The organism is Herminiimonas sp., assembly GCF_030655415.1.
This window is the reverse complement of sequence record NZ_JAURVN010000014.1, coordinates 486,874-507,354: the sequence shown is the minus strand read 5'-3', so window position 1 is coordinate 507,354 and position 20,481 is coordinate 486,874. Positions and strand designations below refer to the sequence as shown.

At 49.6% G+C, this 20,481-nt stretch carries 20 protein-coding genes and 2 tRNA genes; 17 read left to right on the top strand and 5 right to left on the bottom strand.

The genetic code is table 11. The features are described from left to right. Positions 1–30: 30 nt before the first annotated feature. A complete protein-coding gene (locus Q7T66_RS11560; RefSeq protein ID WP_304933476.1) occupies positions 31–678 on the bottom strand; it encodes a response regulator transcription factor in 648 nt (215 codons plus the stop codon). A gap of 128 nt (positions 679–806) precedes the next feature. Continuing rightward, positions 807–2,297: a histidine kinase gene (locus tag Q7T66_RS11555; RefSeq protein ID WP_304933475.1), complete on the bottom strand. Its 1,491-nt coding sequence runs from the start codon at positions 2,295–2,297 to the stop codon at positions 807–809. Between the two features lie 276 nt (positions 2,298–2,573). Between Q7T66_RS11555 and Q7T66_RS11550 the strand changes: the two genes are divergently transcribed. Further along, positions 2,574–2,650 (top strand) — tRNA-Arg (locus Q7T66_RS11550). Between the two features lie 192 nt (positions 2,651–2,842). Here Q7T66_RS11550 and Q7T66_RS11545 read toward each other — a convergent pair. Both Q7T66_RS11545 and Q7T66_RS11540 read right to left on the bottom strand, forming a co-directional pair. Next, positions 2,843–4,084 (bottom strand): MFS transporter, encoded by a 1,242-nt coding sequence (locus tag Q7T66_RS11545; protein WP_304933474.1) that lies wholly within the window; start codon positions 4,082–4,084, stop codon positions 2,843–2,845. After that, positions 4,084–4,638 carry a chalcone isomerase family protein gene (locus tag Q7T66_RS11540; RefSeq protein ID WP_304933473.1) on the bottom strand — a complete coding sequence of 185 codons (555 nt, stop codon included), beginning with the start codon at positions 4,636–4,638 and terminating at the stop codon, positions 4,084–4,086. Before Q7T66_RS11540 ends, Q7T66_RS11545 begins: the two co-directional genes overlap by 1 nt. 261 nt (positions 4,639–4,899) lie before the next feature. On the opposite strand from Q7T66_RS11540, the gene Q7T66_RS11535 reads away from it, so the two are divergent. From Q7T66_RS11535 to oxlT, 3 genes are all read left to right on the top strand, one after another. Beyond that, on the top strand, positions 4,900–5,124 hold the full coding sequence (locus Q7T66_RS11535; RefSeq protein WP_304933472.1) for a glycine zipper 2TM domain-containing protein: 225 nt from the start codon (positions 4,900–4,902) through the stop codon (positions 5,122–5,124). Positions 5,125–5,508: 384 nt separating this feature from the next. After that, positions 5,509–5,823, top strand: a complete 315-nt coding sequence (locus Q7T66_RS11530) for a hypothetical protein (RefSeq protein WP_304933471.1) — start codon at positions 5,509–5,511, stop codon at positions 5,821–5,823. 234 nt (positions 5,824–6,057) lie between these two features. Beyond that, positions 6,058–7,368 (top strand): oxalate/formate MFS antiporter, encoded by a 1,311-nt coding sequence (oxlT, locus tag Q7T66_RS11525; protein ID WP_304933470.1) that lies wholly within the window; start codon positions 6,058–6,060, stop codon positions 7,366–7,368. Between the two features lie 139 nt (positions 7,369–7,507). Here oxlT and Q7T66_RS11520 read toward each other — a convergent pair whose 3' ends face one another. Then, positions 7,508–8,029: a hypothetical protein gene (locus Q7T66_RS11520; RefSeq protein WP_304933469.1), complete on the bottom strand. Its 522-nt coding sequence runs from the start codon at positions 8,027–8,029 to the stop codon at positions 7,508–7,510. 152 nt (positions 8,030–8,181) lie between these two features. Between Q7T66_RS11520 and rpsO the strand changes: the two genes are divergently transcribed. The 13 genes from rpsO (at position 8,182) to nuoH (ending at position 20,449) form a co-directional block, all read left to right on the top strand. Continuing rightward, positions 8,182–8,451, top strand: a complete 270-nt coding sequence (gene rpsO / locus Q7T66_RS11515) for a 30S ribosomal protein S15 (RefSeq protein ID WP_112992476.1) — start codon at positions 8,182–8,184, stop codon at positions 8,449–8,451. Between the two features lie 222 nt (positions 8,452–8,673). After that, positions 8,674–10,806, top strand: coding sequence for a polyribonucleotide nucleotidyltransferase (pnp, locus tag Q7T66_RS11510; protein WP_304933468.1), 2,133 nt, complete (start codon positions 8,674–8,676; stop codon positions 10,804–10,806). 152 nt (positions 10,807–10,958) lie between these two features. Continuing rightward, positions 10,959–11,705, top strand: coding sequence for a triose-phosphate isomerase (gene tpiA, locus Q7T66_RS11505; protein WP_304933467.1), 747 nt, complete (start codon positions 10,959–10,961; stop codon positions 11,703–11,705). Positions 11,706–11,768: 63 nt separating this feature from the next. Next, positions 11,769–12,167: a preprotein translocase subunit SecG gene (gene secG, locus Q7T66_RS11500; protein WP_304933466.1), complete on the top strand. Its 399-nt coding sequence runs from the start codon at positions 11,769–11,771 to the stop codon at positions 12,165–12,167. A gap of 86 nt (positions 12,168–12,253) precedes the next feature. Next, positions 12,254–12,338 (top strand) — tRNA-Leu (locus tag Q7T66_RS11495). 149 nt (positions 12,339–12,487) lie between these two features. Beyond that, positions 12,488–12,847: an NADH-quinone oxidoreductase subunit A gene (locus tag Q7T66_RS11490; protein ID WP_304933465.1), complete on the top strand. Its 360-nt coding sequence runs from the start codon at positions 12,488–12,490 to the stop codon at positions 12,845–12,847. 3 nt (positions 12,848–12,850) lie between these two features. Further along, positions 12,851–13,327: an NADH-quinone oxidoreductase subunit B family protein gene (locus tag Q7T66_RS11485; RefSeq protein WP_304933464.1), complete on the top strand. Its 477-nt coding sequence runs from the start codon at positions 12,851–12,853 to the stop codon at positions 13,325–13,327. 11 nt (positions 13,328–13,338) lie between these two features. Next, complete coding sequence (locus Q7T66_RS11480; protein WP_304933463.1) at positions 13,339–13,935, top strand: NADH-quinone oxidoreductase subunit C; 597 nt, start codon at positions 13,339–13,341, stop codon at positions 13,933–13,935. Further along, positions 13,935–15,188, top strand: a complete 1,254-nt coding sequence (locus Q7T66_RS11475; protein WP_112992482.1) for an NADH-quinone oxidoreductase subunit D — start codon at positions 13,935–13,937, stop codon at positions 15,186–15,188. The genes Q7T66_RS11480 and Q7T66_RS11475 overlap by 1 nt, the downstream gene beginning before the upstream one ends. Positions 15,189–15,215: 27 nt before the next feature. Beyond that, the gene (gene nuoE, locus Q7T66_RS11470) at positions 15,216–15,695 is read left to right on the top strand and encodes an NADH-quinone oxidoreductase subunit NuoE (RefSeq protein WP_304933462.1); all 480 of its coding nucleotides are present in this window, start codon (positions 15,216–15,218) and stop codon (positions 15,693–15,695) included. Further along, positions 15,692–16,987 carry an NADH-quinone oxidoreductase subunit NuoF gene (nuoF, locus tag Q7T66_RS11465; protein ID WP_304933461.1) on the top strand — a complete coding sequence of 432 codons (1,296 nt, stop codon included), beginning with the start codon at positions 15,692–15,694 and terminating at the stop codon, positions 16,985–16,987. Before nuoE ends, nuoF begins: the two co-directional genes overlap by 4 nt. A 61-nt stretch (positions 16,988–17,048) precedes the next feature. Continuing rightward, complete coding sequence (gene nuoG / locus Q7T66_RS11460) at positions 17,049–19,376, top strand: NADH-quinone oxidoreductase subunit NuoG (protein ID WP_304933460.1); 2,328 nt, start codon at positions 17,049–17,051, stop codon at positions 19,374–19,376. Beyond that, positions 19,376–20,449 (top strand): NADH-quinone oxidoreductase subunit NuoH, encoded by a 1,074-nt coding sequence (nuoH, locus tag Q7T66_RS11455; protein WP_304933459.1) that lies wholly within the window; start codon positions 19,376–19,378, stop codon positions 20,447–20,449. Before nuoG ends, nuoH begins: the two co-directional genes overlap by 1 nt. Positions 20,450–20,481 lie beyond the last annotated feature (32 nt).

Here is a 20,481-nt window from a genome sequence, read left to right as displayed (position 1 = left end):
CGCAAGCTCTGGCCGCAAGAGTGATGGCAATCAATCAACCAAATGGTTTTTGATAGCGTAATGCGTCAACTCGGCGTTGTGTCGAAGTTTCATTTTCTGCAACAGGCGCGATCGATACATGCTGATGGTTTTGACAGATAAGACCAGCTCGGCTGCAATATCGCTGACGGTTTTGCCTGATGCAATCATGGTCAGGGTTTGATATTCACGATCTGACAAAGTCTCATGCAGCGGCATTTCGTGATTGTCGTTGATCTGGTTGGCTAACTCTTGTGCCAATGCTGCGCTGATGTATTTACGGCCACTGGCAACCTGGCGAATCGCGTTGACCAACTCTGCTGGCGCACTTTGTTTGTTCAAATAGCCGGAAGCGCCAGCCTTCAGCGAGCGAATCGCATATTGGTCTTCTCTATGCATCGAAAGCATGAGGACGGCAATGCTGGGAGTTTCTTTCTTGACCTGTTTGAGTACTTCGATCCCGCTGCGATCGGGCATGGAGATATCCAGTAGCAGCACATCGCACGAACCTTCGCGAGATAACTTGATGGCTTCATTGCCGTTTTCTGCGTGGCCGGCGACGACAATATCCTTGGTGTCCGCCAAAATTTGTTTTAGGCCTTCGCGCACGATCGCGTGATCGTCGGCAATCAGGACTTTTATTACATTTTTCGTTGTCATTGTTTTGCTTTAAAGGATCTGCGCGGCGTCAGATGCCAGCTTGCTGTTCTTTTAGATGTGACAAATTCTGGATAGCTAAAGGCCAGTACAGGCAAATTCGGTCAGGTATTTTCCAATATTATCCGTTTTTAATGCTGATTTTGCTCCCTTGTGTGGGGTAGTGCTAACAGCGGTACGTTTATAGCAACGATTGTGCCACCTTTTGGCGCAGTACTGACCGACAGACTGCCGCCCATGGCGATGGATCTTTCCACCATACCGCGTATGCCAAACGACTTTGTCTTTGTGCGATCTGCCATCTTGATGCCCAGGCCGTTATCAATAATCTCCAGCCGCACATACTGATTTGTATGGATTAAATTGACATCCACGACGCTGGCTTTTGCATGCTTGGCGATATTGGTGAGCGCTTCCTGGAAAATGCGGAAGAGGGCGGTTGCATGATCCAGATCCAGATCGATATCTGGAAGACTGGATGAAAATTTGCAGGGAATGCCCACTTGCTTTTCAAATTCCTTGGCTTGCCAGTCGATAGCGGCAACCAGCCCGAAATCGAGAATGCCTGGTCGCAGATTGCCGGCGATTCTATGTACGGTTTCTATCGTGCGATCAACCAGTGATTCGACGTAATCAGCTTTTTCAATCAACTCGGGATTGTCACCCGGCATACGCCGCGTCAACATTGCCAATGCCATCTTGATGGCAGTTAAATTGCCACCCAGATCATCATGAATTTCACGCGCGATATGCGTACGCTCTTTTTCTTTAACTGTATTAATGTGCGCAGACAACTCTGCCAATTGTGCACGTGACCTGACAATTTCTTCCTGCTCTTGTTTGCTGGCAGTGATGTTGGTCATGATGCCTTCCCATTGCACGGCTTGTTCTTCCAGCGTGCGGGGAGTGGCGCGAAGATTGATCCATTTAACGTCTTTCCATTTCTCGATCCAGATGCGTCCTTCCCAGTTCCAGTTACTCATTTGTTCTATGGAAGTCAGCATCGTAGCCCGATAAGATTGTCTGTCTTCGGGCAAGATCAATTCGACGAACATCGCAGGATCGGCACGTAGTTCTTCTGCGGTGATCCCAAGCAAAGCTTCGCAACCATCACTCAGATACGGATATGAGAATTGCCCGCCACCGCTTAACAAAAACTGATAAACCAAGCCCGGCGTATTCGACACCATCGCACTGAGTCTCGATTCGCTGGCACGCAATGCCTTGTCCGATTTGTCGCGCGAGCTGACGTCATTGCCGATGGCAATAATTACCGGGCCAGTATCCGACGCTAAATAAAACAATTGAAACTCAATTGGATAAGTCGAGCCGTCTTTGCGCGTATGAACAGTATTAATAGCGGCAGAAGGTTGTTTGCCATCGCGCAATTCTTCAAAGCATTGTAGATACGCTTCATTCGTTACGCCTTTAGCGATCTCGGTAGGCGCCATCTCTGCCAACTCGGCAGTGCTGTATTGCAGATTATTGGTTGCAGTCGGATTAACGTATTCAAAGCGCAGCGTGTCGCAATTCAATACATAAATTTCACTGAACGATCCTCGCAGAATGGTAGGCAACCATTCTGCATGCATCTTGTTGATGATATTTGCTTCAGGTTTCATTGATTGATTAGTATGCAGTTGCAACGGTGCAAAGGTGGAATAGGCCGCACTTATTTGATGTGCTTGTGAGCGGCAATGCCTGTCAGTTGTTTGAGTGTAAAAGTTATTGCCTGACTTGGGCACAAGTTTTTCGTAAAACGATATGTAGAGGCGCAAGACAATTGGTGTTTTTATGCGACTACGCATACTTGCTTCGCAGATAATCAACTATCTTGAATAAAGTCTGCGAATAGGGCTTCCCAAATGAATTGCACTGGTGCTATAATTTTGTTTTTCGCGGCTGTAGCTCAGCTGGATAGAGTACTTGGCTACGAACCAAGGGGTCGTGGGTTCGATTCCTGCCAGCCGCACCAGCATATTAGAGGGGTTACGTTCAAAAGACGTAACCCCTTTTGCTTTCTAAAGAAGTTTTCCTGTTTTATCCCTCAAAATTTGACCCAGTGGTTTAAAAGCTGGCGCGTCCACCCTACATTTGTATTGCTTTAAGCAATCGTGAATTGAGCCCATAAACTTTGCTGCCGTGCTCGGGTTTGGTAAAGCGCAACTCACACATCATGTAAAGGCGCGCGCCAAAGAATGCTTGCCGCTACCAGCTTAAGTACGCAAGGCAGCAAAGCGTAAGCGACCGATAGCGCATGCGTCCCGGCTCCGCTTACAGTGCCTGGAACGTAGCCTAGTTGCTCGAGCAATGGTAGCGAGATGCCTGCTGCCAGTGCCAGATTCATCTTGGTCGCCCAACTCCATGCGCCAAAATATGCGCCTTCGCGCTGACCACTGTGTCCTGCTCGTGCTATGACCGCTGCGAGTAAGGCCGGCGGCAAAGCCAGGTCGGCACCTAGCGTCAATCCTGACATTACACAGATCACTGCAAAAGGAATGGCAGCGCCACTAGATAGACCGTAAGCCCATATAAAAGCAGCTGCTGATAACAGCATGGCGATCAGCCAGATACGTGCTTCGCCATGACGTTTCGCCAGTGCGACCCACAAAGGCATCGAGCATGCTGCTGCGACGAAATACAGAACCAGAAACAGACCTGCGTATTGGGCCAACTGCAGTTGATCTTTGGCAAAAAACAAGAATAGCGTAGCTGGAATCGATGCAGCAATGCCGTTGACGATCAATACTGAAAATAGCCAGCGAAAGCGTCGGTTATGAAATGGCTCGATCATTGCGGACCAGCCTGCATGCAAAGCGAAGCTGAGGGGAGGCTGGGGTGCTAATTTAATTAATACGGCGGCGCTGATAGAAAGTGTGATTACGAAGATCGCGATCAACCAGTCGAAGCCGAGCAATCCAGTCAGCGACGCGGCCAGTACTACGCCGATTAAACCGCAAGCTTCGCGCGTCGCCGTAAGGCGCGAGCGCTCTGCTAATTCCTGCGTTAATGCGGCGCCCCAACTTTGATGCGCAATGCTGGCGAGGCTGAATCCGACATAGACCAACAGCAGCGTGCCCAAGAACCAAAGCAATGCTGCATCGTGCAATAAAGCAGGCGGATGGAATAATGCAAGAAATCCTAGTGATAAAAATGGCAGGGAAATCAGTATGAAGCCGCCATAGCCAGTACGACTTTTTGTGCGGTCTATCCACAAGCCTATCAAGGGATCGATAAACGCATCGAATACGCGCGCGGCCAATAATGCGGCGCCTATCAAAGTCAACGAAAGGCCGAAGCGTTCCGCGTAAAACTGCGGCACGTATACATAGATAGGTAATGCGACGAGTGCGAGAGGCAGCCCAAATAAGCCATAGGCGACAAACGAAGACGAAGTCAATTTGGTCATTAGTGCGGACCTGCATCTGTCAGTAATGCTGTTCGTAACCCAGATGCAGTGGTTTTAGAATCTAGCCAGATGGCAAAGAATGCTTCGCTGAATGCAGCGTCCATGATTTCGCCAATGAATTTTCCATTCAGGTAAAAACGCGCACCTTGCTTGGGTAGATAAACGCCGGTCAGATGCGTGCCTTCATTCACGTCAGGAAAAATCTTTTCCATCGCAGCCAGCCAACTTGCTCGTTGTTGCGAAGAACCCAGATTCAGTTTGCGCATTTCATCTTCACTGGCTTCGGCAATTTTTTTGCCTTGCAAGTTGCGTGCATAACGTAAATCCAAAGCCAGTGGCGCGGAGGCGGGGGCTTGTGCTTGATATCCTTTATCACCAACCCACAATTGCGCATCATAAATCTTCAGCCCAAACCATCGGAAACTTCCTTGTCCCGCCAAACGTGCTTGCGCTACTTCCTGTTTGATATGTTCAGGCGCAGGCTCTGCAGCGATGACAGAACCGAGCACCGTCATTGCGAGCATCCATGCAATTAAGTGTTTTATGCGCTTCATATTTTTTCCAATGCGAATGGCATGGCATTAATATTTTGAATGAAATTAAGCTGCCCAATAATTAGTGTCAACCAACGGTTTTATTCTTGTCTGCAATGTTTTTCTTGTTCATTACCTTATCTTAGATTTCTTTCTAAATGCTTAAATTTCTATGAGGATATTTAAGTGGGCTATCGCACTGACTCAGGTTTTCGTCATGATTATTTTGTATTGGGTAAAGAGATTTCCCATTAATCGATACTGTGAAAATGAGGTGTTTCCATGAAAACGATACAAAAATTTGCGTTCTCCACGTTGGCTGCTGCAGTGCTATTCAGTGCAGCAGGTTGTGAGGGTATGTCGCGACAAGATAGAAGTACTGTCATCGGCGCTGGTGCTGGCGCAGTTGGTGGGGCAGTTCTCACCGGCGGTAGCACGCTAGGTACAGTGGGTGGCGCTGCTGTTGGCGGTGTTATCGGTAATGAAGTTGGCAAAGATAAAAGGTAAGTAGCTAGCCATTATTTCTAGCAAATGATGGTTCAGTGATCGAAAAAAGCGGGTGCGATTGAATGAAGTTGGCTGTGTGTCTTTGACTAGAAGTCTTTAGATACAGCTTGTTTCTGTAATTTCATTATCAATGGCATCTGCTTTTTTCTGATGTTGTTTAGACAAAAATTACATCCGTGCAGTCACAAATCTTTTTAAAAAGACAAAAGAATAAGCAATAAATCAAGAAGATATGTGGCAAACGAATATCAGTTAGCCGCAAAATTAATATCTGCCGAACGTGGTTCTAAAAATCGATCTATAATTCATTCACCCCAGTAATTATTCAGGCCGCTCTCTGCTCAAGTAATTCACTTTTGCTTAGCGTTGTCCTCATTACCTCAAATGAAATCGCGTCTTCTCATTAATGTTTGGCTTGCCTTTGCTCTGCTGTTCGCGCAGCAGCTGGCGTTCGCCGATACGTTAACGAATATCAAGCGTGCGCAAGTTGACTATCAGTGTATGTATGACGATGGTGCTTGTTTCGATGGCGGTGCGGTTTCGCATTTGGTCTTCGATGATTTCGATAATGGGCTGACCACTTCTTTCTCTTTACTCGAATTACCTAATCTTGCAATTGAACAGCCTCAAGCTTCGTTCACGCAATTTTTCTCTGCTGTTTCTCCGTACTACTTCTCTCGCGCTCCACCTCTCCTGTAGCAGGCATTTGGTGAACGATGCGTGCGCTTATGTGCGCATTGATTAGCCTCGCAGGTCAACGTCATCACAAAAACACGATGTACAACGAGTCAATATTCGTTGGATGATTTTGACCACGTCTGGTTAGTCCTGCCGTTGCCTGCAGTCACAAATCACATTCGAAACTGATCGGCTTGTCCACGACATTGCCTTGATCGTTTCAACGTTTTATGACTTCTTGAGAGGTAGTTAGAAATGAACAACAATCAAACAAGCGCATCGAATATTCAGAGCGCAACAGGTTACAAAAATCGTTGGATGCAACTCATCATTGGTATTGCTTGTATGGCTTTTATGGCTAACTTGCAATACGGCTGGACGTTGTTCGTCACGCCTATCGACAATGCGCATCATTGGGGTAAAGCGGCAATTCAACTCGCGTTTTCGATCTTTATCGTGACCGAAACATGGTTGGTGCCGATTGAAGGTTACCTGGTTGATAAATTTGGCCCACGTCCGGTTGTTGCCGTCGGTGCAATTTGCGCCGGCCTCGGTTGGGTCATGAATAGTTACGCTGATTCTTTGGCGATGCTGTACTTTGCCGCAGTCGTGTCAGGTGTTGGCGCGGGTTGTGTATATGGTACCTGCGTTGGTAACGCTTTGAAACTGTTCCCTGATCGTCGCGGTTTGGCGGCTGGTTTGACTGCAGCCGGCTTCGGTGCAGGTGCTGCGATCACAGTGATTCCTATCGCGAACATGATTCAAACGTCGGGCTACGAAAAAACATTCTTCACCTTCGGCATCATCCAGGGCGTGTGTATTCTCGTTTTGTCCATGTTGCTGATCAAACCTGTTGCGCCTAAATCTGCATTGGCAAAAGCCGGTTCAGCAGTGAATGTTGATTACACCACCAAGCAAATGTTGAAAACACCAGTGTTCTGGGTCTTGTATGTGATGTTCGTGTTGGTTGCTTCGGGTGGTTTGATGGCGACTGCGCAAATCGGCCCGATCGCGAATGACTTCGGTATCGCTGCCTTGCCTATGACCTTGTTCGGCGCAACGCTGCCTTTGCTCACCATGACTTTGTCGATCGACAACGTTGCTAACGGTTTGACACGTCCTTTGTGCGGTTTTATCTCCGACAAAATCGGCCGCGAAAACACCATGTTCATCGTCTTTATCGGCGAAGGCTTGGCTTTGTTGGGCTTGATGAAATACGGTCATAACCCATACGCATTCATGGCGTTTGCTGCAATGGTGTTCCTGTGCTGGGGTGAGATTTTCTCGATTTTCCCTGCGATCTGCGCCGATACTTTTGGTAGCAAATTTGCCGCAGGGAACTCGGGCACGCTCTACACCGCAAAAGGTACGGCAGCATTGCTGGTGCCATTGGCATCGGTATTGTCTGCAGGCGGCGGCTGGAGCCGTGTGTTTGTGGTTGCCGCGATCATCACGATTTTGGCTGGCTTGTCGGCCAAACTGATCTTGTCGCCTATGCGCAAACGCATGCAAGCAAACAATGTTGCACAAGCTACGCAAGCAGAGGATGCGCGCGTCACAGCGTAATAATTAAGATTTGTCCCTGATGCTTGATGTCAGGGACTTAATATCTGCGGAGTGAATTAGTCCATACTAATGGACTAATCGAAAGGGTTGATGCCACAAGCATCAACCCTTTTTCTGTATGTAGCGATGATTTACCAGCTTACCAGCCGCCGAAGCCGAATTTGCTATCGCGATCAAAACGCAGATCCTGACCGTTTTCCATTTTTCTAACGATGCCGTCATTGTCGAAATGAATATGCATCAATGAATTCCATGCGCCACTTTCCTTGTAGGGATAAGTCCAGACTTCGAGTTGCTGGCGGGGCAGGTAAGAGGTGTGTGATGGATGGCCGACGGTACGCAGTACATCGGTTTTGTTGGAAATGCCGAGTTTGATAGTGGCAAACTTCGCGGTGGTCAGAACTTGTTCGTACGAAATCAAACGACCGTCGTTGCTGAAGCGCGCCATATCGATCGCTTGCCCCCAAGGATTACGCGAATATTCCAGCAGATAGCCATTGCTGTCTGGAATGCGCGCGGTCGGTTGGCCTAGTTTTGCAACCACTTCAGCTTCGGTCTCGCCAGCGCTTAATTGTGCAGGCGTCAAGACTGAGCAGGCGCTGGTCAGAACTACGCTCAAGAGCAAAAATGCGCGCCATATTGCTTTTTGGATACGTTTCATAGGGCTTTCCTCAAAATAACTGCGCTAAGTGTTTGAATCGCCACGGCATTTCCGCTATACTCCGGGGCTGGTCGATTTGACCCGTTTTATTAATCGTTGTTCACGGTGTGTGGGGTGAAGACTCTACGCATCGCATGTGAAAGGTAAGTCTCATGTCTCTCGAAAAAGCAAGCAAAGCCGCTATCGTCGCCGATAACGCACGTGGCCAAAACGATACAGGTTCACCAGAAGTGCAAGTTGCTCTGTTGACCGCACGTATCAACGAACTCAACGGTCACTTCAAAGCACACTCGAAGGATCACCATTCCCGTCGCGGTTTGATCATGATGGTTAACCGCCGCAAGAGCCTGTTGTCTTACCTCAAAAGTAAAGACGCGACTCGTTATCGTGATCTGATTGTAAAGCTCGGTCTGCGCAAGTAATTCATTGCGTTATTTTATCCGGCTTGCATAGTAAAAATGCCTGCGTCAGTTTTCTGATGCGGGCATTTTGTCTTTTGGCAGTTTGTAGTTTCGTATTTCAGTAATGCAGCACCCAGTAATTCTGAGTTGAGTAATAAAGCGAACCATCATCTTGATGGAACGTTTGTGGTGAGGTGAACGACAGCGCCTGAAAATCTGTCGGTAAAATTAGAAAGGATCACCGTGTTTAATAAAGTCACTAAAACTTTCCAGTATGGTCAACATACGGTCACGCTTGAAACCGGCGAAATCGCCCGTCAAGCTTCCGGTGCCGTACTCGTCTCGATCGAAGATACGGTCGTACTCGCAACGGTAGTCGCACGCAAAGATGCAAAACCAGGTCAGGATTTCTTCCCATTGACTGTTGATTACGTAGAAAAAACCTACGCTGCTGGTCGTATTCCAGGCGGTTTCTTCAAACGTGAAGGCCGTCCTTCCGAAAAAGAAACACTGACATCGCGTCTGATCGATCGTCCAATTCGTCCGTTGTTCCCAGAAGGTTATTTGAACGAAGTTCAGATCATCATTCACGTCATGTCGGTCAATCCTGAGATCGATCCGGACATCGCTGCAATGATCGGTGCATCGGCAGCCTTGTCGGTTTCCGGCATTCCATTTGCAGGCCCATTGGGTGCTGCACGCGTCGGTTATATCGACGGCCAATACGTATTGAATCCAACTTCAACACAACTGAAAACATCGCAAATGGATCTGGTAGTTGCAGGTACCGAAACTGCAGTGTTGATGGTTGAGTCAGAAGCACAACAATTGTCGGAAGAAGTCATGTTGGGCGCGGTCGTTTTCGGCCACGATCAAATGAAAGCAGTCATCGATGCGATTCACGACTTGGTGCGTGATGGCGGCAAACCAGAAGTGCAATGGGCGCCTCCAGCTAAGAACGAAGCATTGATCGCACGTGTTGCACATTTTGCTGAAGCAAAATTGCGCGCTGCTTACCAAACCAAAGACAAGCAAGCACGTACTGCCAAGTTGAAAGATGCAGTTTCTGAAGTGAATGTTGAACTTGCTGCAGAAGCTACTTCAGTCGGCGGCGTTGCTCCGGATTCGTCCGAAGTCGGCAACATCTTGTTTGATCTGGAAGCAAAAATCGTTCGTTCGCAAATCCTTGATGGCGAACCACGTATCGATGGTCGTGACACACGCACTGTGCGTCCAATCACGATTCGTACCGGCGTCTTGCCGCGTACCCACGGTTCGGCATTGTTTACCCGTGGCGAAACACAAGCCTTGGTAATCGCAACTCTTGGTACAGCACGCGACGAACAAAAGATCGATGCATTGATGGGCGAGTACTCAGATCGCTTCATGTTGCATTACAACATGCCTCCGTTCGCTACTGGCGAAACAGGTCGTGTCGGTACACCTAAACGTCGTGAAATCGGTCACGGCCGTTTGGCTAAACGTGCATTGGTTGCTGCATTGCCAGCTCCAGAAGATTTCAGCTACTCGGTTCGTCTGGTTTCGGAAATCACCGAATCCAATGGTTCCTCGTCGATGGCTTCGGTCTGCGGCGGTTGCCTGGCATTGATCGATGCTGGCGTTCCCATGCAAGCACACGTGGCTGGTATCGCAATGGGCTTGATTAAAGACGGCGGCAAGTTCGCAGTCTTGAGCGACATCCTCGGCGACGAAGATCACCTCGGCGACATGGACTTTAAAGTGGCTGGTACAGCAAACGGTATTACCGCTTTGCAAATGGACATCAAAATCCAGGGTATCACCAAGGAAATCATGCAAGTCGCGTTGGCGCAAGCTAAAGAAGGCCGTATCCATATCCTCGGCGAAATGGAAAAAGCAGTTCCAAGCGGCACCACTGGTGAATTGTCTGACTTCGCACCACGTCTGATCACAGTCAAGATCAATCCGGAAAAAATCCGTGACGTCATCGGCAAGGGCGGCGCAGTCATTCGTGCGTTGACGGAAGAAACCGGCACACAAATCGACATCAGCGATGAAGGTGTTGTCACCATCGCTTCCGTCGACGCAGCCGCTGGCCAAGAAGCCAAACGTCGCATCGAAGAACTGACCGCTTCTGTTGAAGTTGGCAAGGTCTACGAAGGTACCGTTTTGAAATTGCTGGATTTCGGCGCGATTGTTCAAGTCATGCCAGGCAAAGATGGTTTGCTGCATATCAGCCAAATCGCCAACGAACGTGTCAACGCAGTTGCTGATTACCTGAAAGAAGGCCAGCAAGTTCGCGTTAAAGTGTTGGAAACAGACGACCGCGGCCGTTTGAAATTGTCGATGAAAGCTGCAGTGGCTGAAGAAAGCCCTGAAGCCGCAGCGCAAGAGTAAGCCTCTAAATCAGGCTTTGCCTGATTTAGTAATAAAAACCGCTCACTGCGCAGGCAATGAGCGGTTTTTTATTGACCGCGGTCAAGCATCTAGTTTGACCGTGTTCGCTGCAACAAGATAGAATAGCGGGTTATTAAAATCCTGGGTTTCATATGCGCCGCAAACTCGTCGCAGGCAACTGGAAAATGAATGGCAGTATTGCTGCCAATGCTCTTTTGCTAGCGGAAATTAAAGCCGAGTTTGGCAACGCTGCGTGTGATGCTGCAGTATGCGTTCCAGCGCCTTATTTTGCGCAATGCCAAGCCTTGTTGTCGGATAGTGCGATTGCACTTGGCGCGCAAGATGTATCGGTACACGAAGCGGGTGCTTATACCGGTGAAATATCGACAGCCATGTTGCTGGAGTTTGCTTGCCGTTATGTGATTGTTGGCCATTCGGAACGTCGTGCGTATTTCGGCGAGTCCGATGAGCTGGTAGCGCAAAAAACAGCGCGTGCTTTAAATGCAGGATTGCTTCCTATCGTGTGTGTCGGCGAAACATTGGCGCAACGCGAAGCAGGGCAGACAGATCAAATCGTAGGTCAGCAAATCGATGCAGTGTTGTCATTGATTGCAGAAAGTGATTTGGCGAAAATAGTAGTGGCATACGAGCCGGTTTGGGCAATTGGAACTGGCAAGACAGCAACGCCAGAAATGGCGCAAGAAGTGCATGCCATGTTGCGCAAACGCCTCTCTGTAAAGAATGCGCAGGCGGCAACCGAAGTAAAGATTTTGTACGGCGGCAGTATGAAGCCGGAGAATGCCAAAGAGTTGCTCGCCATGCCGGATATTGATGGTGGCTTGATAGGCGGAGCAGCATTAAAAGCGGCGGATTTTCTCTCGATTATTCGCGCGGCGTAAGCACTAAAAAAGTATTAAGAAGCGCTAAGCTTTATTACGAATTACCTAAGACTGGAAATTGAAATGAATAGTTTGCATACCATCATCGTTGTTGTTCAAGTAGTGTCAGCATTGACGATCGTCGGTCTCGTATTGCTGCAACATGGTAAGGGTGCCGACATGGGCGCATCCTTCGGTTCGGGTGCATCGGGTAGTTTGTTCGGTGCGACCGGATCGTCGAACTTCTTGTCCAAGTTCACAGGTATTGCTGCTGCGATTTTCTTCGCTGCGACTTTGGGTCTTGCCTTCATCAGCAACAAGCCTGCAGAAGTAAGTGGCGGTGTGATGGAAAACTTGCCAGTTTCTGCTGTTCCTGGTGCTGAACCAACTGTGCCTGCAGCGTCGACGGCGGCACCGACAGCAGCACCTGCGGCGCCTGCACCGGCGACTGGAACTGGTCAATCAAATCAGATTCCAAAATAAGTGATGTAAAACCTGTTTTTGTTCTTGTTCTCATGCAATTGCACATTGAATAAAACCCTCAAAGCAGGTTAAAATGTAAGTCTTGCGCCGACGTGGTGAAATTGGTAGACACGCTATCTTGAGGGGGTAGTGGCGAAAGCTGTGCGAGTTCGAGTCTCGCCGTCGGCACCAAAAAATTTAAGGCCAGCAAGGGAATGCCTAAGCTGGCTTTTTATCGACAAAATTGAAGTTTGAAATTTATCGATAAATGCGCCGTATTTAGTATTTGATTCAACGTATTTTTGCCAGCCAATTAATCGCTCAACTTAAGCCAGCTAATCGTGAACCTCGAAAATTACTTCCCCGTTTTACTCTTTATCCTGGTCGGTATCGGCGTCGGTGTTGCACCACAGATATTGGGTCGCATTCTCGGTCCGCATAATCCGGACGATCAAAAACTTTCCCCGTACGAGTGTGGTTTCGAAGCATTTGAAGATGCGCGCATGAAGTTCGATGTGCGTTACTATCTCGTCGCCATTTTGTTCATTCTGTTTGACCTTGAGGTGGCGTTTCTTGTCCCTTGGGCAGCTGCAATGCGTGAAGTTGGCATGGTGGGATTTTGGGCAATGATGATTTTCCTTGGGATCCTGACCATCGGTCTGGTATTCGAATGGAAAAAAGGCGCGCTGGATTGGGAGTAAGTCATGGCAATTGAAGGCGTATTGAATGAAGGCTTCGTTACGACGACAGCCGATAAACTGATCAACTGGACTCGTACCGGTTCGATGTGGCCAATGACCTTTGGTCTCGCATGCTGCGCAGTAGAGATGATGCACGCAGGTGCTTCACGTTACGATCTGGATCGTTTTGGCGTGGTGTTCCGTCCGTCGCCGCGTCAATCTGACGTGATGATTGTTGCAGGTACCTTGTGCAATAAAATGGCGCCAGCTTTGCGTAAAGTCTACGATCAAATGGCTGAACCTCGTTGGGTAATCTCGATGGGTTCCTGTGCCAATGGCGGTGGTTACTACCATTACTCTTATTCTGTTGTACGCGGTTGTGATCGCATTGTTCCTGTCGATGTCTACGTGCCTGGTTGTCCTCCAACCGCTGAGGCATTGTTGTACGGGATCATGCAGTTGCAAAACAAGATCCGTCGCGTCAATACGATCGCTCGCTAAGAATAATTAATATGACGATCAAACTTGAACTCCTCGAAGCTGCTCTGCGCAATGCGCTGGGCGATCAGCTTCAAAGCATTTCGCTGGCTCTGGGCGAAGCTACCATTGTTGTGAAGTCGCATGACTATTTGTCCGCAATGCGTGTCTTGCGTGACCATGCTGATTTGCGCTTTGAAGAATTAATCGATTTGTGTGGCGTTGATTATTCAGCGTACGGCGACGACGTGTGGGAAGGCCCACGTTTTGCTGTTGTTTCGCACCTGTTGTCGATCAAGCATAACTGGCGTGTGCGTGTGCGTGTATTCGCAACGGACGACGAAATGCCTGTCGTTGCATCGATGATCGATATCTGGCCAACAGCTAACTGGTACGAGCGCGAAGCATTCGATTTCTTCGGCATCCTGTTCGAAGGCCACAACGATTTGCGCCGCATCCTGACCGATTATGGCTTTATCGGTCATCCATTCCGCAAGGATTTCCCTGTCTCTGGCTATGTTGAAATGCGCTACGATCCGGAACAAAAACGCGTTATTTATCAACCTGTAACGATCGACCCGCGTGAAAACGTGCCGCGTGTCATTCGTGAAGAACAATACGGGGCGAAATAATGGCTGAGATCAAGAACTACACGCTTAACTTTGGTCCGCAACATCCTGCCGCGCATGGTGTTTTGCGCCTCGTGCTGGAGCTGGACGGCGAAGTCATTCAACGTGCCGATCCACATATTGGATTGTTGCATCGCGCGACTGAAAAACTCGCAGAGCAAAAAACCTATCTGCAATCTGTTCCTTACATGGATCGCCTCGACTACGTGTCGATGATGTGTAACGAGCATGCATATGTCATGTCAATTGAGAAAATGCTCAATATCGAAGTGCCATTGCGTGCGCAATACATCCGCGTGATGTTCGACGAAATCACCCGCATCCTGAATCACCTGATGTGGCTGGGCGCGCATGCACTCGACGTTGGTGCAATGGGCGTGTTCCTGTATGCGTTCCGCGAACGTGAAGATTTGATGGATTGCTACGAAGCCGTTTCTGGCGCGCGTATGCATGCTGCTTACTATCGTCCAGGCGGCGTTTATCGCGATCTGCCGGATGCCATGCCGCAACACAAAGCATCGATCATTCGCAATGCAAAAGCGATCAGTCAGTTGAACGAAAACCGTCAAGGTTCCTTGCTCGATTTCATTGAAGACTTCACCAATCGTTTCCCGACCTATGTCGATGAATACGAAACCTTGTTGACCGATAACCGTATCTGGAAACAACGTCTCGTTGGTATCGGTGTGGTGTCGCCTGAGCGTGCGATGGCGATGGGCTTCACCGGCGCGATGTTGCGCGGTTCAGGCGTCGAATGGGATTTGCGCAAGAAACAACCGTACGAAGTGTACGACTTGATGGATTTTGATATTCCGGTTGGTACCAATGGTGATTGCTATGATCGCTATCTGGTGCGCGTTGAAGAAATGCGTCAATCGAATCGCATCATCAAGCAGTGCGTTGAATGGCTGCGTAATAATCCGGGTCCTGTGATGACGAACAACCACAAGGTTGCGCCGCCATCACGCGTAGGCATGAAGTCGAACATGGAAGATTTGATTCATCACTTCAAACTGTTCACTGAAGGCTTCCACGTGCCGGCAGGTGAGGCGTATGCTGCGGTCGAACATCCGAAGGGCGAGTTCGGTGTCTATCTGATTTCCGATGGCGCGAACAAACCTTACCGTATGAAGATTCGTGCGCCGGGCTTCCCGCACTTGCAAGGTTTGGACGAGATGGCTAAGGGCCACATGATTGCCGATGCAGTAACCATCATCGGCACGCAAGATATTGTGTTTGGTGAAATTGACCGCTAATCGCGGCTCAATAATTGAGGCATAGACATGCTGTTATCAGAACAAACGTATAAAAGAATCGACCGTGAGGTCGCCAAGTTCCCTTCAGATCAAAAGCAGTCTGCGGTTATGGCCGCACTGCAAATTGCTCAGGATGAAACAACTTGGCTGCCGCCTGAAGTCATGCAAGATATTGCTGACTATCTGGGCATGCCTGCGATCGCTGTGCAAGAAGTTGCGACTTTCTACAATATGTACAACACCAAACCGGTCGGCAAGTTCAAGATCTCGGTGTGTACAAATCTGCCGTGCCAATTGTCTGGCGGCGAGAAGGCAGCGCACTACTTGAAGCACAAACTCGGTATCGATTATCGTCAAACAACGGATGATGGCCAATTCACCTTGGTTGAAGGCGAATGCATGGGCGCTTGCGGTGATGCACCTGTCATGCTGGTCAATAACAAACGCATGTGCAGCTTCATGTCGGATGAAAAAATCGACACGCTGGTAGAGGAATTGAAGAAATGACCAGTCTGCATAATCGTCATATCAAACCATTGATTTTGGCCGGCCTCACCGGTGATAACTGGGGTCTGGAAGATTACGTCAAGCGCGGTGGCTATGCATCACTGAAGCGTATTCTGACCGAGGGCATGACGGCTGAGCAAGTGATTGCCGAAGTCAAGGCATCGACGCTGCGCGGTCGTGGTGGTGCAGGTTTTCCTAGCGGCTTGAAGTGGAGCTTCATGCCGAAGAATTACGTCGGTCAGAAATATCTGATTTGTAATTCTGATGAAGGCGAGCCAGGTACATTCAAGGATAGAGATATCCTTCGCTACAATCCGCACGCAGTGATTGAAGGTATGGCGATTGCGGCTTATGCCATGGGCGTCAGCGTAGGCTACAACTATATTCATGGCGAAATTTTCGCTGAGTATGATCGCTTTGAAGAAGCGCTGGAGCAAGCACGCGCAGCAGGTTTCCTCGGCGATCGTATTCTGGGTTCGGAATTCAGCTTCCAGTTGCACGCATTCCATGGTTTTGGCGCGTACATCTGCGGTGAAGAAACCGCTTTGCTGGAATCGCTGGAAGGCAAAAAGGGTCAGCCGCGCTTCAAGCCGCCTTTCCCTGCCAGCTATGGTCTGTACGGCAAGCCAACCACGATTAACAATACCGAGACTTTTGCTGCTGTGCCGTTCATCTTTCAGGTGGGTGCAGAAGCTTATGCTGGACTCGGCAAGCCAAACAACGGCGGCACCAAGATTTTCTCGGTGTCTGGCGACGTAGAGCGTCCTGGTAATTACGAGATTCCACTCGGCACTCCATTTGCAGAGTTGTTGAAGCTCGCTGGTGGCGTACGCGGCGGCAAAAAGCTCAAGGCTGTGATTCCTGGCGGTTCGTCAGTTCCAGTCGTCAAGGGCGACCTGATGATGGCAACGGATATGGATTACGATTCGGTCGCCAAGGCAGGTTCCATGCTGGGTTCTGGTGCTGTCATCGTGATGGATGAAACACGTTGCATGGTCAAAGCATTGTTGCGACTGTCGTACTTCTATTTTGAAGAATCATGCGGTCAGTGCACACCGTGCCGTGAAGGTACTGGTTGGTTGTATCGCATGGTGCATCGTATCGAAAATGGTCAAGGCCGGATTGAAGACCTCGACATGTTGAATTCAATTGCTGACAATATTCAGGGTCGCACAATTTGCGCGCTGGGTGATGCAGCTGCGATGCCGGTGCGCGCGATGATCCAGCAGTTCCGTGAAGAATTTGTATATCACATTGAGCATAAACATTGCTTGGTGCCCGCTTACATTTAGCCGATCACTTGGTTAGCGTAATAAACCTAGTGAGAACACTGAAGTCAACAAAAGCAAAGCCATGGTTGAAATCGAAATAGACGGTAAAAAAGTTGAAGTGCAAGAGGGCAGCATGGTAATGGATGCTGCCAATAAACTCGGCACTTACATCCCGCACTTCTGCTACCACAAAAAATTGTCCATCGCGGCGAACTGCCGTATGTGCCTGGTCGAGGTTGAAAAAGCACCGAAGCCATTGCCAGCCTGCGCGACGCCAGTTTCGCAGGGCATGATCGTTCGATCGAATAGCGAAAAAGCGGTCAAGGCGCAAAAAGGCGTGATGGAATTCCTGTTGATTAACCATCCGCTTGATTGCCCAATTTGCGATCAAGGTGGTGAGTGCCAATTGCAGGATCTGGCAGTCGGCTACGGTGATTCTTCTTCGCGTTACGAAGAAGAAAAACGCGTTGTCGCACCGAAAGATGTCGGTCCGCTGATTTCGATGAAAGAAATGAGCCGCTGCATTCACTGCACGCGTTGCGTACGTTTCGGTCAAGAAGTTGCCGGCGTGATGGAATTCGGCATGCTGGGTCGTGGCGAACACGCAGAAATCACATCCTTCGTTGGTAAAACTGTTGACTCCGAATTGTCGGGCAACATGATCGATCTGTGCCCGGTAGGCGCACTGACATCGAAGCCATTTCGTTACAGCGCTCGTACCTGGGAATTGTCACGTCGCAAATCAGTCAGCCCACATGACGCTTTAGGTGCAAACCTGACCGTTCAAGTGAAGGCCGGCAAAGTTATGCGCGTGCTGCCACTGGAAAACGACGACGTCAACGAATGCTGGATCTCGGATAAAGATCGTTTCGCTTACGAAGGTTTGAATAGCGCCGATCGTTTGACCACACCGATGGTCAAGCAAGACGGCAAATGGCAAGAAACTGATTGGCAAACTGCGCTGGAATACGTTGCGCACGGTTTGCGTAACATCAAGCACGAACACGGCGCTGATGCGATCGCTGCGGTAGCGACACCGAGCTCGACACTGGAAGAATTGAACCTGTTGCAAAAACTCGTGCGCGGCATGGGTTCGAACAACGTGGATTTTCGCCTGCGTCAAGCTGATGCAGCGCTGGACGCGTCGGTCACACCATGGTTGGGTATGTCGATCAACGAATTCGCAGCGTTGAAACGCGCATTCGTAATCGGTTCCTTCCTGCGTAAAGATCATCCATTGCTGGCTGCGCGTCTGCGTCAAGCCGTCAAGCAAGGCGCAAGCGTTAGCATCTTGCACGCAACAGACGACGATCTGTTGATGCCGGTTGCGAACAAGATGATCAAAGCGCCATCCGACTGGTTGGCAGCGTTGTCTGAAGTTGTCGCAGCGGTTGCACAAGCTAAAGGCGTTGCAGCACCAGCAGGCTTTGACAATATTCAAGCGTCGGCAGAAGCAAAACAAATCGCGGCTAGCCTGCTGTCCGGCGAACCCAAAGCAGTCTTGCTCGGTAACGCAGTCTTGCAACATCCGCAAGCAGCGCAATTGCACGCTGCAGCACAATGGATCGCGCAAAATACAGATGCACAATTCGGTTTCCTGACTGAAGCAGCAAACAGTGTTGGTGGTTATTTGGCAGGCGCAAACGGCGTTGCTGCTACGCAGATTTTTGCACAGCCACGTAAAGCATTCTTGTTGTTGAACGCAGAGCCAGAATTGGATGCGCACAATCCACAAGCTGCACGTCGTGCTTTGGATCAGGCTGAAATGGTTGTCGCCTTGTCGCCGTACAAACACGGCATGGATTTCGCCGATGTGTTGTTGCCAATCGCACCGTTCTCGGAAACATCCGGCACCTTCGTCAATTGCGAAGGTCGTGCACAAAGCTTCAATGGCACTGTTAAGCCATTGGGCGATACACGTCCGGCATGGAAAGTACTGCGCGTGTTGGGTAACCTGGCTGGCTTGCAAGGTTTTGAATACGAAACATCGGAAGCGATTCGCAATGAAATTCTGGGCACAAATGCTCCAGCCGACGCGAATCTGACATCACGTTTGAACAACATCAGCAAAGCAGCGCCACAAGCGGCAGTTGCAGCGCCATCGTTGTCCCTAGAACGTGTTGCTGACGTATCGATTTATTCAACCGATGCCATCGTTCGTCGTGCTCCAGCGCTGCAAGAAACTACCGACGCAGCTGCGCCTAAAGCGTGGTTGTCGGCTGATCTGGCTGCCAAACTGGGTGTCACTGCCGGTGATCAAGTCAAAGTAAAACAAGGCGAGGGCAGTGCAGTTCTGGTTGCTGCGATTGCCGCTAACTTGCCAGCGAATGTGGTGCGCGTTGCTGCCGGACGTCAAGAGACAGCTGGCTTGGGCGCGATGTTTGGTGCTATCAGCGTGGAGAAAGCGTAATGGATCAATTGTTGGCATCCGTCCACGCAACGGGTCAATCCTTCCTCGGCTATTACTGGCCGCTGGTATGGAATCTGGTAAAAATTATTGCGGTTGTTGCTCCACTGATGGGTGCGGTTGCGTACCTGACATTGTGGGAACGTAAAGTCATCGGCTGGATGCACGTCCGTCATGGTCCCAACCGTACTGGCCCTGCTGGTTTGTTGCAACCGATCGCCGATGGCGTGAAACTCTTGTTGAAAGAGATCGTTGTTCCAGCAAAATCAAGCAAAGCATTGTTCTTGATCGCTCCTGTGATGACCATCATGCCGTCATTGGTGGCATGGGCAGTAATTCCATTCGGACCTGAAACTGCACTGGCAAATGTCAATGCAGGTTTGTTGTTCGTGATGGCAATTACGTCGCTGGAAGTCTACGGCGTCATCGTCGCAGGTTGGGCGTCCAACTCCAAGTATGCGTTCCTCGGTGCGATGCGTGCATCAGCACAAATGATTTCGTATGAAATCGCGATGGGCTTCGTGCTGGTCATCATCCTGATGGTATCGGGCAGCTTGAATCTGTCTGAAATCGTGGCGCAGCAAACAGGTGGTCGTTTCGCTGACATGGGCTTGACCTTCCTGTCGTGGAACTGGTTGCCATTGTTGCCGATGTTCGTCGTCTACATCATCTCCGGTACGGCTGAATTGAACCGTCATCCGTTTGACGTGGTTGAGGGCGAGTCCGAGATCGTTGCGGGCCACATGGTTGAATACTCGGGTATGTCGTTCGCGATGTTCTTCCTGGCTGAATACGCCAATATGTGGTTGATTTCGATCATGGCGGCGCTGATGTTCCTGGGCGGCTGGTCGTCACCAATCGACATGGCGCCATTCACATGGATTCCAGGCTGGATCTGGCTCGGCGCAAAAACATTGTTTGTCGTAACCCTGTTTATCTGGTTCCGCGCATCGTTCCCACGCTATCGCTACGATCAAATCATGCGCCTGGGTTGGAAAGTATTCATTCCGTTGACTTTGGTTTATCTGTTGATCGTCGCGATCTGGATCAAAACCCCGTGGAATATCTGGAATTAATGCAGCAAGGCTGAGCAAAGAAGGAAGCCAAG

Excerpts from the sequence above, each read along its gene's own strand:
- Q7T66_RS11560 (WP_304933476.1), bottom strand. The coding sequence starts at position 678 with ATGACAACGAAAAATGTAATAAAAGTCCTGATTGCCGACGATCACGCG.
- Q7T66_RS11555 (WP_304933475.1), bottom strand. The coding sequence starts at position 2,297 with ATGAAACCTGAAGCAAATATCATCAACAAGATGCATGCAGAATGGTTG.
- Q7T66_RS11545 (WP_304933474.1), bottom strand. The coding sequence starts at position 4,084 with ATGACCAAATTGACTTCGTCTTCGTTTGTCGCCTATGGCTTATTTGGG.
- Q7T66_RS11540 (WP_304933473.1), bottom strand. The coding sequence starts at position 4,638 with ATGAAGCGCATAAAACACTTAATTGCATGGATGCTCGCAATGACGGTG.
- Q7T66_RS11535 (WP_304933472.1), top strand. The coding sequence starts at position 4,900 with ATGAAAACGATACAAAAATTTGCGTTCTCCACGTTGGCTGCTGCAGTG.
- Q7T66_RS11530 (WP_304933471.1), top strand. The coding sequence starts at position 5,509 with ATGAAATCGCGTCTTCTCATTAATGTTTGGCTTGCCTTTGCTCTGCTG.
- oxlT (WP_304933470.1), top strand. The coding sequence starts at position 6,058 with ATGAACAACAATCAAACAAGCGCATCGAATATTCAGAGCGCAACAGGT.
- Q7T66_RS11520 (WP_304933469.1), bottom strand. The coding sequence starts at position 8,029 with ATGAAACGTATCCAAAAAGCAATATGGCGCGCATTTTTGCTCTTGAGC.
- rpsO (WP_112992476.1), top strand. The coding sequence starts at position 8,182 with ATGTCTCTCGAAAAAGCAAGCAAAGCCGCTATCGTCGCCGATAACGCA.
- tpiA (WP_304933467.1), top strand. The coding sequence starts at position 10,959 with ATGCGCCGCAAACTCGTCGCAGGCAACTGGAAAATGAATGGCAGTATT.
- secG (WP_304933466.1), top strand. The coding sequence starts at position 11,769 with ATGAATAGTTTGCATACCATCATCGTTGTTGTTCAAGTAGTGTCAGCA.
- Q7T66_RS11485 (WP_304933464.1), top strand. The coding sequence starts at position 12,851 with ATGGCAATTGAAGGCGTATTGAATGAAGGCTTCGTTACGACGACAGCC.
- Q7T66_RS11480 (WP_304933463.1), top strand. The coding sequence starts at position 13,339 with ATGACGATCAAACTTGAACTCCTCGAAGCTGCTCTGCGCAATGCGCTG.
- Q7T66_RS11475 (WP_112992482.1), top strand. The coding sequence starts at position 13,935 with ATGGCTGAGATCAAGAACTACACGCTTAACTTTGGTCCGCAACATCCT.
- nuoE (WP_304933462.1), top strand. The coding sequence starts at position 15,216 with ATGCTGTTATCAGAACAAACGTATAAAAGAATCGACCGTGAGGTCGCC.
- nuoF (WP_304933461.1), top strand. The coding sequence starts at position 15,692 with ATGACCAGTCTGCATAATCGTCATATCAAACCATTGATTTTGGCCGGC.
- nuoG (WP_304933460.1), top strand. The coding sequence starts at position 17,049 with ATGGTTGAAATCGAAATAGACGGTAAAAAAGTTGAAGTGCAAGAGGGC.
- nuoH (WP_304933459.1), top strand. The coding sequence starts at position 19,376 with ATGGATCAATTGTTGGCATCCGTCCACGCAACGGGTCAATCCTTCCTC.